This is a genomic window from Micromonospora sp. ATA51 (genome assembly GCF_016802855.1).
GTDB classification, from domain to species: Bacteria; Actinomycetota; Actinomycetes; order Mycobacteriales; family Micromonosporaceae; genus Micromonospora; species Micromonospora sicca.
Genome location: NZ_JAEVHJ010000223.1, coordinates 1 through 11,109 on the forward strand (window position 1 = coordinate 1; position 11,109 = coordinate 11,109).

Sequence of the window (11,109 nt, forward strand, 5' to 3'; positions counted from 1 at the left end):
TCCCGCGGCTCCGGCGTGGACGCCGACGGACGCCGGTCGGGCCTCCTCGCCGGGCGTCCCGGCCCGTCGCCGCGGGCGGGCCGCGCCGATCGCCGACCCGAGTCCGCCAACGGCCGTCAACGCGCCGCCGGCCCAGAGCAGGCCGACCAGCGGGTTGACCGCGAGCCGCAGCGTCGCGCTGCCGTCGTCGGGGGAGACCGCGATCAGGGTGACGTAGGTGTCCCGGAGCAACCCGGTCTCGATCACCGGCACGGTGACGGCGGTGTCCCGGGCCGGGTGGTAGCGCAGCGCCGGGTGACGGTCCGCTCCGCGCCGCCGGCGCCGGAGAGCCGGAGCCGGGCGTGCACCGCCATGGCGCCGCCGTCGCCCCTCCGGTCCACCCCGACCAGGCGGACGCTCACGTCACCCACCCGCAGACTCTCGCCGGCCCGGACGGTCCGCTCGGCGTCCCGGCCGTACGCCGAGGATCCGGCGACGCCGACCGCGACCAACGCGATCCCGGCGTGCGCGACGAGCCCGGCGAGCCGGCCCCGGGCGGGCCGGCGGAGCCGGTCCGGCAGTTCCCCGGCCAGGCCGGTGAGCACGAACGCGGCGGTGCCGAAGGCGGTGAGCGCGGGCAGGCCGGGCCGGCTGAGCAGACCCACCACGGCGACCGTGGCCAGCGCCACGCCGGCCGGTACGGCGAGCCGCCGCAGCGCCGCGCCCCGGTCGCGGACCCGCAGGGCCGGCGTCACCCCCATCGCCAGCAGCACCACGATCGCCAGCGGCACCGCCGTGCGCTGGTAGTAGTCCGGGCCGACCGAGGTGCGGACGCCGCCGAGCGGGCCGGAGAGCAGCGGGAAGATCGTGCCGATCAGCACCACCGCCGCGATGGTCACCAGGAGCACGCCGTTGACCAGGACGGCGGTGTCGCGGGACAGCACTGGCGACGGGGTGCGGCCCGCCGGCTCGGGGGCCCGCCACCCGGTCAGGACCGTCGACGCGACGACCGCCAGCAGCACGAAGCCGAGCAGCATGGGGCCCAGCGGCGAGTCGGTGAAGGCGTGCACGCTGGCCACGGCGCCGGACCGGGTGAGGAACGTGCCGAGCAGCACCAGCACGAAGCTCGCGCAGGCCAGCACCAGGTTCCACCCGGCCCGGCGGGCGCCCCGACCCGGGGCGGTGTGCAGGAACGCGGTGGCGGTCAGCCAGGGCAGCAGCGAGGCGTTCTCCACCGGGTCCCACGCCCAGTAGCCACCCCAGCCCAGCACCGCGTACGACCACCAGGCGCCGAGCCCGATGCCGGCGGTCAGCGCCGCCCAGGCGGCCAGCGCCCAGGGCCGGGCCACCCGCAGCCAGCCGCCTCCCTCCCGCCCGGCCGGCCGCGCGGCGAGCGCGAAGGCGAACGGCACGACCAGGCCGATGTAGCCGGCGTAGAGCAGGGGAGGATGAACCCCCATCGCCGGGTGCTGCTGCAGCAGCGGGTTCGGCCCGGGACCGTCGGCGGGCACCGGATCCACCGCGCGGAACGGGTTCGCGGCGAAGCAGGACAGCGCGAAGAAGAACACGGTCACCGCGCTGACGACCGCCATCGCGTACGCGTGCAGCCGGGCCGGGTACCGCCGGCCGGCGAGCAGGACCGCGTACCCGCCGAGGACCAGCAGCCAGAGCAGCAACGACCCGTCCAGGGCGGACCAGAGGCTGGTCACCGTGTAGTACAGCGGCACCCGGCGTCCGCCGTTCTCGGCCACGAACCGGACGCTGAAGTCGTGCCGGAGCAGGGCCGCCTCCAGCACGCCGCAGGCGACGACGGCGGCGGCCAGGGTCGCGGCGGTGGCCAGTCGGGCCGGTCGGGTGGGCGCGCCGAACAGGGCCACCCGCAGCCAGAGCAGGGCGGTCAGCGTGGCGCAGAGCAGCCCGACGGTGAGGCTCGACGTGCCGAGCTCACCGAGCATCGACCGGCTCCACCGGGGCGGTGGACGGGCGGTACTCGTTGCCGTGTCGGACCACGACGTGGTCGGCGCGGAACGTCCCGTCCGCCGACAGGGTGCCCTCGACGACCGCCCCCTCGCCCTCCCGGAAGGTCCCCGGCGGCCCGCCGCGCTGCTCGACGGTGATCGCCTGGCCGCCCTCGGCGAGGCGGAACACCACCAGGTCGCCGTCGCGGCGCAGCGACCCGGGCACCACCTCCCCGCCGAGGCGTACCCGGTCCCGAGCCGCGTCCGGGTCGCGCAGCACCTCGCCCGGGGTGCGGTAGTAGGTGAGGGTGCCGCGCAGCGCGCCGGTCACCAGCAGCGCGCCGGCGGCGAGGAGCACGACGACGACGGCCGTCCGGCCGGTGCGGCGGCGGTTCATCCGACCCGGGCCGGGACGCGCTCGGCCGTGCGGGGGGTGTCGGCGGCGAGCCGGCGCTCCAGCCGGACGACCCGGTGCAGCAGGACGCAGAGCGCGGCGAGCGTCGCGGCGGCGACCGCGAGCAGCAGGGCGAGAGCCATCCGGGAGTCGATCGGCGGGCGCTGCGGGGCGAACACGGTCGCCTGCTGGTGCAGCGACCGCCACCAGACCACGGAGAAGTGCACCACCGGAACGAGCAGGAAGCCCGCCATGCCGACCAGCGCCGCCGGGCGCGCCACCCGGTGGTCGTCCCCGTCGCGCCCGTCGGTCCGTTCGCCGAGCGCGCGGCGCAGGGCCAGATAGCCGGCGTACGCGAGCAGCAGCAGTGCGGTGCTGACCAGCCGGGGGTCCCACGCCCACCAGGTGCCCCAGACCAGGTGCCCCCAGAGGGAGCCGGTGGCGATGGCGACGGCGGTCAGCACCACCCCGATCTCCGCGCCGGCCCGGGCGAACCGGTCCCAGCGCAGGTCGCCGCCGAGGAGGTAGGCGCCGCTGGCCGCGAGCACGACGGCGAACGCGGCGTAGCCGACCCAGGCGGCGGGGACGTGCAGGTACATCAGTCGCTGCGCCGAGCCCTGCACCGCGTCGGGTGGGGCGAGCCAGCCGCCCGCCACGGTCGCCGCCGTGGCGAGCCCCGCGGCGGTCCAGGCCATCGTCCGGCGGCCGGCGGCCGCTCTGGCGGTGTCCGCGACGAGATCCACCGTGGAGGCTCGCATGATCTCCCTGTCCGCGCCCGGGCGCTTGCCGGCTGGGTTCGCTGCGCGTTCACCATAAGCTCCTCAACCGCTCGTACCCCCCATATCGCGCAAAAGCATTGGAACCATCTGGAACCGTCTAATGTCCCTCCCGGTGGAGAAGACAGCGGGCCTGACCATGGGCGCCGCCCGGGATGCCCGGCGGCGTGGGCTGCCGCGCCGTCTTCCGGTGCTGGCCACGCTGTCCGGCCCGCTCCTGCTCGCCGGCTGCGCCGGCGACGCACCGTCCGCCCTGAATCCCGGCGGGGCCGGGGCGACCCGCGTCGCCGGCCTCTGGTGGCTGCTCTTCTGGATCTCCGTGGCCGTCTTCGCCGAGGTCATGGCCCTGCTGGCCTGGGCGCTGGTGTTCCGGCGGGGCAACGCCCGGGTGCGGCACGGTCAGCCGCTGCGCTTCGTCACGATCGCCGGCGCCGGCCTGCCGTTCGTGATCCTCGTCGTCGTCTACGGCGTGGGCCTGCGTGACCTCGCCGCGCTGGGCGACGGTCCCGGGCCGGACGCCCCCACCGTCGAGGTGACCGGCCACAAGTGGTGGTGGGAGGTGCGGTACCCGGGCGCCTCGGGAGCCACCGCCAACGAGATCCACATCCCGGTGGGGGAGCGGGTCAAGGTGCGGCTGCGCACCGACGACGTGCTGCACAGCTTCTGGGTGCCGCAGCTCATGCCCAAGACCGACCTGATCGCCGGCGAAACCCGGGAGACCTGGCTGCGCGCGGAGCGGCCCGGCAGCTACCGGGGCCAGTGCGCCGAGTACTGCGGCACCCAGCACGCCCACATGGCCTTCCTGGTGGTGGCGCAACCACGCACCGACTTCGACGCCTGGCTGGCCCGGCTCGACGCCCCGGCCCGGGAGCCGCGGACCGACGCCGAGCGGCGCGGCCGGCAGGCCTTCGTGCAGGGCACCTGCGCCGCCTGCCACGCGGTACGGGGCACCGGCGCCGCGGGCCGGGTCGGGCGGACCTGTCGAACGTGGGCTCCCGGTGGAGCTCGGCGCCGGCGCGGTGCCCAACGACGCCGGCCACCTGGGCGGATGGATCGCCAACGCCCAGACGGTCAAGCCGGGCAACGCGATGCCCCCACAGCCGGTCGATGCCGCGGAACTGCCCGACCTCATCGCGTACCTGCGGTCGCTGGAGTAGGTCGGGGAGGAGAAGCGATGTCCACGACCACCACACCGCCGCCCGGCGTCAGCGCGCAGGACCTGGCGCGGCTGGCGGAACACTGGGCCGAGCGCCCCTCGCTGCGGGGCTGGTTCAGCACCGTCGACCACAAGCGGATCGGCCGGCGTTACCTGGTCACCGCCGGGTTCTTCTTCGTCCTCGCCGGCCTCAGCGCCCTGGTGATGCGCACCCAGCTCGCCCGGCCCGAGGCGGGCGTGGTGTCGCCGCAGGAGTACAACCAGCTCTTCAGCATGCACGGCACCGCGATGATCTTCCTGTTCGCCACCCCGATGCTCTTCGGCTTCGGCAACTTCCTGGTGCCCCTGATGATCGGCTCCCGGGACATGGCCTTCCCGAGGTTGAACGCCTTCGGCTACTGGGTGTTCCTCTTCGCCGGCCTCTTCATGTGGGCCAGCCTGCCCTTCGGCGCCGCTCCCAACAACGGCTGGTTCGCCTACGCCCCGCTCAACCAGGAGCAGCACAACCCCGGCCTGCACATGGACGTCTACGCGCTCGGGCTGCTCTTCCTCGGCATCTCCACCACCGCCGCTTCGATCAACTTCATCGTCACCGCGCTCAAGCTGCGCGCCCCCGGGATGTCGCTCAACCGGGTGCCGCTGTTCGTCTGGGCGATCGTCGCCACCGCGTTCATGGTGATCTTCGCGTTGCCGGCGCTGAACGCGGACAATTTGATGCTCTTCCTCGACCGCCGGTTCGGCACCCACTTCTTCGACCCGTCCGCGGGCGGAAACGTGCTGCTCTGGCAGCACCTCTTCTGGATCTTCGGGCACCCCGACGTCTACATCATCGTCATGCCCGCGCTGGGCATCGTCTCCGCCGTGCTGCCCGCGTTCACCCGGCGCGGCGTGGTCGGCTACCCGCTGATCGTGCTGTCCATCGTGTCGATCTCGATCATCTCGTTCGGGGTCTGGGTGCACCACATGTTCGCCACCGGGCTGCCGCAGTTGTCATACAGCTTCTTCAGCGCGGCCAGCACGATCATCACCATCCCGTCGGGCATCCAGATCTTCGCCTGGCTGGCCACCATGCTGCTGGGCCGGCTCGTCCTGCGGGTGCCGCTGCTGTTCGTCATCGGCTTCGTCGTGACCTTCGTGCTCGGCGGGTTCACCGGCGCGATGTTCGCGGTGACCGCGTTCGACCAGCAGGTCACCGACTCCTACTTCGTGGTGGCGCACTTCCACTACGTGCTGATCGGCGGGGCCGTCTTCCCGATGCTCGCCGGCATCTACTACTGGCTGCCGAAGATCACCGGGCGGATGTACCACGAGCGGTTGGGCCGCTGGGCCTTCTGGCTGGTCTTCGCCGGCATGCACGTCACGTTCTTCCCGATGCACCTGTACGGCCTGTTCGGCATGCCCCGGCGGGTCTACACCTACCGCAGCGAGCCCGGCTGGGATGGGTGGAACCTGGTCAGCACCCTCGGGTCGTACCTGCTCGCCGTCGGACTGCTGCTCGTGCTCGTCGGCGTGGTGCACGCGGTCCGTCGCGGCCGGCCGGCGCCGCCGGACCCGTGGGAGGGCGACAGCCTGGAGTGGTCCACCGCCTCGCCGCCCGAGCCGTACAACTTCCCGGCCCTGCCCCGCGTGCACAGCCTGCACCCCGCGTGGGACGAGCGGACCGCCGAGTCCCTGGGCGCCGGCGCCACCGCGGACCGCATCCTCAGCGACGGGCGGCGCACCCTGGTCACCAGCGAGCTCGACGCGCACCCCGAACGGGCGGTGCAGATGCCGGAGTCCACCCTTAAGCCACTCGTGCTGGCCGGCGCGCTGCTGATCTTCTTCACCTCGATGCTCCTCGCCTGGTACCCGGCGCGGCGGTCGCCGCCCTGGCGGTGGTCGCGACCATCGCGGTCTGGCTCTGGCCGCCCCGCCGCCCCGACGAGGAACTGGGGGTGACCGGGTGAGCGACCGTGGTGGGGTCGTCGCGGCGGCCACCGGCGCCGAGGCGCTGAGCACCGAACTGCCGGTCGGCCGGTCCGCCGGCTGGTGGGGCATGGTGATGTTCGTGGCGACCGAGGCCACCCTCTTCGCCTGCCTGCTCGGCAGCTACTTCTACCTCCGCTTCCAGTACGGCCCGACGTGGCCGCCCGCCGGCATCGAGGCCCCGAAGCTGCTCACGCCCCTGGTGATGACCGCGGTGCTGGTGCCCAGCAGCCTGCCGGTGGTGTGGGCGGAGCGGGGCATCCGACAGGGCCAGCGCTGGCGACTGCAGTCCGGGCTGGCCGCCACCATGGTGCTCGGGGTGACCTTCCTGGCCCTGCAGGCCAGCGAGTACGCCGAGAAGCTGACTCAGTTCACCATGACCACCGACGCGTACGGCTCGCTGTTCTACCTGATCACCGGCTTCCACGGGCTGCACGTCATGGTCGGGCTGACCATGATCGGCTGGCTGTTGGCCGCCTCCCTGCGCGGCGGCAGCTTCGGCTCCCACCGGCACGAACGGGTTCGCAACGCCGCGATGTACTGGCACTTCGTGGACCTGGTCTGGGTTGCCATCCTGTTCACCATCTACCTTTCCCCGCGGCTGTGATGACCACCCGACCCGGTCCGCACGCGCGCCTGACCGGCGGGCTGCTGCTCTGGTACGGCGTGCTCGGCGGCGCGGTGGCCTGGGGGGTGCACGTGTTCGCCGCCTGGGGCCTGGACGAGCTCGCCTGCGCCGCCGGCTCCGAGCGCGTCGCCGCCGTACCGCTCTGGCAGGCGGTCGGGCTCGCGGTGGTGATCCCGGCCCTGTTCACCGTGGGGTCGCTGCTGGTCGCCGCGCTGGTGTGGCGGCGGACCCGGCGGGCCGGCGAGGACGACCGGGCGTTCGGCCGGTCCCGGATGCTCGCCGTGGTCGGCGTCTGGTCCAACCTCCTGTTCCTGGCCATCATCGTGCTCGGCGGGGTCGCCGTGCTGGTGCTGCCGCCATGTCAGGGCTGACCGCGTACCGGGCCCACCAGCCCGGTCAGGATCCGGTGGCCGAGGGCCTGCTGACCATGCTCGCGGTGGTCACGCTCTGCCTGCTGGTGGCCGGCTACGGGCGGGGCGTCCACGAGCTGTGGGCCCGGCGCGGCGTCGGGCGGGTCGTGCCCGGCTGGCGGGTCGCCGCGTTCGGCGTCGGGGTGCTGACGGTGCTCGCCGCCGACCAGGGTCCGGTGCACGAGCTGGCCGAGTCCTCGTTCGCCGGGCACATGGCGCAGCACATGCTGCTCCTGCTGGTGGCGGGGCCGCTGCTGGCGGCCGGCGCGGTGCTCTTCGTCGTGGCACGACGTCGTCGGATCCGCTTCACCGCCTGATCCACCGCAACTGACGGGGGCGCGTCGACCAGCCGGTCGGCGCGCCCTCGCGCTGTCCCCGTCCATGCGACCGCCCGCCGCATCCGGGCCGGCCACCGCACTCGCCGAGCCGGCGCTCAGCTCACCGACCACGGCGGCGGTTCCCGGCACCCAGGTACGGTCCGCGCCCGCTACGAAGCTGATGTCGGCAACGAATCATGTGGACGGTGCACGCCCTGAATCGTTGACGACATCAGCTCCACAGGGAGCGCACTCACATCGGTCCGCAGCGCACGCCCCGTGGCCCCGCCGCTCCGCTCGCGGAGGCGGTCAGCCCTTCTCCAGGTACTCCGCGCGTTCCTCGTCGACCAGGGCGGCGACCGAGGCGGCCAGCGCCGGATGCCGGAGCAACTCCGGGTCCTCCTCGACCAGGGCGATCGCCTCGGCCCGGGCGTCCCGGATCAGGTCGGCGTCCCGCAGCAGCGAGAGCAGTCGCAGGTGCGAGCGGCGACCGGACTGGGTCGCGCCCAGCACGTCGCCCTCCCGGCGCTGCTCCAGGTCCAGCTCGGCGAGCTTGAAACCGTCCGTGGTGGAGGCGACCGCGTCCAGCCGTTCCCGGGCGGGCAAACCCTCCATCGCCTCGGTCACCAGCAGGCAGAGCCCGGCGGCGGAACCCCGGCCCACCCGCCCGCGCAGCTGGTGCAGCTGCGAGACGCCGAACCGGTCGGCGTCGAGCACGATCATCACGGTGGCGTTGGGCACGTCCACGCCCACCTCGACCACAGTGGTGGCGACCAGCACATCCAGGTCACCGGCGGCGAAGGACCGCATCACCGCGTCCTTCTCGTCGGCCGGGAGCTTCCCGTGCAGCACCCCGATCCGCAGCCCGTGCAGCGGCCCCTCGGCGAGCAGCGGGGCGACCTCCGTCACGGCCAGCGGCGGCCGCCGCCCGTTGTCGTCCTCCCGGGGCGGCTCCTCCTCCGAAGCGGGCCCCTCCCCGATCCGCGGGCACACCACGTACGCCTGGTGCCCGGCGGCGACCTCCTCGCGCAGCCGGCGCCACGCCCGGTCGAGGAACGCGGGTTTCTCGGCCGCCGGCACCACGTGCGAGGCGATCGGCGAACGGCCCTGCGGGAGCTGGGAGAGGGTGGAGATCTCCAGGTCGCCGTAGACGGTCATGGCGACCGTGCGCGGGATCGGGGTGGCCGTCATCACCAGCACGTGCGGCGGCTGGTCGGCCTTCGCGCGCAGCGCGTCCCGCTGCTCCACGCCGAACCGATGCTGCTCGTCGACGACCACCAGGCCCAGGTCGGCGAAGTCGACCCCCTCGTAGAGCAGCGCGTGGGTGCCCAGCACGATGCCGGCCCGACCCTCGGCCACCTCTGCCAGTGCCCGCCGCCGGGCCGCCGCGCCGAGCGAGCCGGTGACCAGTTCCACCCGGGTGCGCCGTCGCGGCGCCCAGCTCGCCGGCCCGGGCGAGCGGGCCGAGCAGGTCGAGCATGCCCCGGTAGTGCTGGGCGGCGAGCACCTCGGTCGGGGCGAGCAGGGCCGCCTGACCGCCGGCGTCGACCACCTGGAGCATGGCCCGCAGCGCCACCACCGTCTTGCCCGAGCCGACCTCGCCCTGCAACAACCGGTGCATCGGGTGCGCGGTGGCCAGGTCGGCGGCGACCTCCGTGCCGACGGACCGCTGGCCGGGCGTCAGCTCGTACGGCAGGCGGGCGTCGAACGCGTCGAGCAGTCCGCCGTCCCGCGGCGGCCGGGCCTTCGCCGGACAGTCGGCCGCCCGGTGCTTGCGCTGCACCAGGGTGAGCTGCACCGCGAACGCCTCGTCCCACTTCAGCCGCCGGCGGGCCCGGTACAGCTCCTCCTTGCTGGAGGGCCGGTGGATCTCGCGCAGCGCCGTGTCGATGCCGATCAGGTTGCGGGCGGCCCGCACGGTCGCCGGCAGCGGGTCCTCCGGCGGGGTGAAGGTGTCCAGCACCACCCGGACGCAGCGGGCGATCACCCAGGTGGGCACCGCGGCGGCGGCCGGGTAGACCGGGATGAGCGCGCCGGCGAACTCCTCGACCTCCTCGTTGGCCGCCGCCTCGCCGTCGCCGCCCTCCCCGAGCAGCACGTACTCCGGGCCGTTGAGCTGCCGCTTGCCCCGGAACTCCGTGACCTTGCCGGCGAACAGGCCCCACCGGCCGGGGCGCAGCTCCCGCTCCCGCCACGCCTGGTTGCCGAAGAAGGTGAGGGTGAGCACCCCGCCGGAGCCGTCGCCGACGGTCACCTCCAGCAGGTTGCCCCGCCGCTGCCGCATCGGCCGCACCGCGGTGCGCTGCACCTGGGCCAGCACGGTCACCTGCTCGCCCACGTCCAGCGACCGGATGTCGGTGTGCTCGCCCCGCTCGTCGTACCGGCGGGGGAAGTGGTAGATCAGGTCGCCGGCGGTGTGCAGGTCCAGGTGGCTCGCCAGGGCCTTCGCGGTCTTCTCCCCGACCAGCTTCTTCAGCGGCGTGTCCATGGTGGCCGGCTCGCTCGTCATTCCACCCCCAGCAGCAGCGGATAGTGCGGCTGCCCGCCCTCGTACGCCTGGACCTCGACGAACGGCCAGGCCCGTGCCACGTGCTCGCGTACCCGGTCGGCCAGCCCGGCCGGGGCGTCCGCCCCGCACAGCAGGGTGACCAGCTCGCCACCGCCGCCGAGCATCCGGTCCACCACGGCGGTGCAGGTGTCGAGCAGGTCCGCCCCGATCAGGTGCACCTCCCCCTCGACGAGCGCCAGCACGTCGCCCGGCCGGCACGGCCCGGCCACGGTGAGCGCCTCCCGACTCGCGTGGCAGACCTCGGCGTACCGGCAGGCGCCGGCCGCCTCGGCCATGGCGATCACGTCGTCCTCGAACCGCCGGCCCGGATCCCGGACGGCGAGGGCCGCGAGGGCCTGCACCGGGGACCGGGTCGGCACCACGCTGACCTTGACGCCGAGTCGGTGGGCCTCCTTGGCGGCGGCGCTCGCCACCGACTGGGTGTTGGGGTCGTTGGGCAGCACCACCACCCGGGCGGCGCCGGTGGCCCGGATCGCGTCCAGCAGCTCGCCGGTGGACGGGTTGCCCGGCACCACGGTGGCGCCCTCGGCGCCGAACAGCTCGGCGATGCCGGCACCGGCCGCCACGACCACGGCCGCCCGGCCGTCCGGCCGCAGCATCGGCGGGGGCGGGGCCGGCGCCACCTGGTCGGCGAAGCGGGTCACCGAGATCCGGTGCGGCCGCCGGCCACCACCCCCGCCTCGATCGCCCCACCCACGTCGTTGACGTGCACGTGCACGTTCCAGGTGCCGCCGCCGTCACCGCCGTCGCCGACGATCACCAGCGAGTCGCCCAGCGCGTCCAGCTCGGCGCGCAGCCGCGCGACCGCCTCCGCCCCGGCGTCGAGCAGGAACTGCACCTCGTACGCGTACTCCGACGAGCCGGTCTCCCGGACGGCCGTGGCCGGCGGACGGGACCGTGGGCGGCGCGGGCGCCGGCTGCTGCGGGCTCTCCCGGTGATCACCTCGACCAGCGCGT

At 74.3% G+C, this 11,109-nt stretch carries 8 protein-coding genes and 2 pseudogenes; 4 read left to right on the plus strand and 6 right to left on the minus strand.

Going from position 1 to position 11,109, the window contains the following annotated elements; genetic code table 11:
* From JNW87_RS39800 to ccsA, 4 genes are all read right to left on the minus strand, one after another.
* A partial coding sequence (locus JNW87_RS39800; RefSeq protein WP_309234059.1) for a cytochrome c-type biogenesis CcmF C-terminal domain-containing protein occupies nucleotides 1-252 on the minus strand: 252 nt, incomplete at its 3' end.
* Entirely contained in the window at nucleotides 243-1,934 is a 1,692-nt protein-coding gene (locus JNW87_RS26880) for a heme lyase CcmF/NrfE family subunit (protein ID WP_255544385.1), read from the minus strand. The genes JNW87_RS39800 and JNW87_RS26880, both read right to left, overlap by 10 nt.
* Complete coding sequence (locus JNW87_RS26885) at nucleotides 1,924-2,334, minus strand: cytochrome c maturation protein CcmE (RefSeq protein WP_109802773.1); 411 nt, start codon at nucleotides 2,332-2,334, stop codon at nucleotides 1,924-1,926. Before JNW87_RS26885 ends, JNW87_RS26880 begins: the two co-directional genes overlap by 11 nt.
* The gene (gene ccsA, locus JNW87_RS26890) at nucleotides 2,331-3,089 is read right to left on the minus strand and encodes a cytochrome c biogenesis protein CcsA (RefSeq protein WP_201749725.1); all 759 of its coding nucleotides are present in this window, start codon (nucleotides 3,087-3,089) and stop codon (nucleotides 2,331-2,333) included. Before ccsA ends, JNW87_RS26885 begins: the two co-directional genes overlap by 4 nt.
* 133 nt (nucleotides 3,090-3,222) lie before the next feature.
* Here ccsA and ctaD point away from each other — a divergent pair, with 133 nt between their 5' ends.
* Genes ctaD through JNW87_RS26910 form a run of 4 tightly spaced genes read left to right on the plus strand, consistent with a single transcriptional unit; the run spans nucleotide 3,223 to nucleotide 7,583 of the window.
* Nucleotides 3,223-6,201, plus strand: coding sequence for a cytochrome c oxidase subunit I (gene ctaD / locus JNW87_RS26895; RefSeq protein ID WP_238454646.1), 2,979 nt, complete (start codon nucleotides 3,223-3,225; stop codon nucleotides 6,199-6,201).
* Between the two features lie 4 nt (nucleotides 6,202-6,205).
* Nucleotides 6,206-6,835, plus strand: a complete 630-nt coding sequence (locus JNW87_RS26900) for a cytochrome c oxidase subunit 3 (protein ID WP_109802776.1) — start codon at nucleotides 6,206-6,208, stop codon at nucleotides 6,833-6,835.
* Nucleotides 6,835-7,227 carry a hypothetical protein gene (locus tag JNW87_RS26905; protein ID WP_109802777.1) on the plus strand — a complete coding sequence of 131 codons (393 nt, stop codon included), beginning with the start codon at nucleotides 6,835-6,837 and terminating at the stop codon, nucleotides 7,225-7,227. Before JNW87_RS26900 ends, JNW87_RS26905 begins: the two co-directional genes overlap by 1 nt.
* Nucleotides 7,215-7,583 (plus strand): cytochrome c oxidase assembly protein, encoded by a 369-nt coding sequence (locus JNW87_RS26910; RefSeq protein ID WP_238454647.1) that lies wholly within the window; start codon nucleotides 7,215-7,217, stop codon nucleotides 7,581-7,583. Before JNW87_RS26905 ends, JNW87_RS26910 begins: the two co-directional genes overlap by 13 nt.
* Nucleotides 7,584-7,892: 309 nt before the next feature.
* Here the strand turns inward: JNW87_RS26910 and recG are convergent.
* Nucleotides 7,893-10,092: pseudogene (recG, locus tag JNW87_RS26915) on the minus strand (ATP-dependent DNA helicase RecG).
* Nucleotides 10,089-11,109, minus strand: a pseudogene (locus JNW87_RS26920) (Dak phosphatase); the annotation flags it as partial. The pseudogenes JNW87_RS26920 and recG, both read right to left, overlap by 4 nt.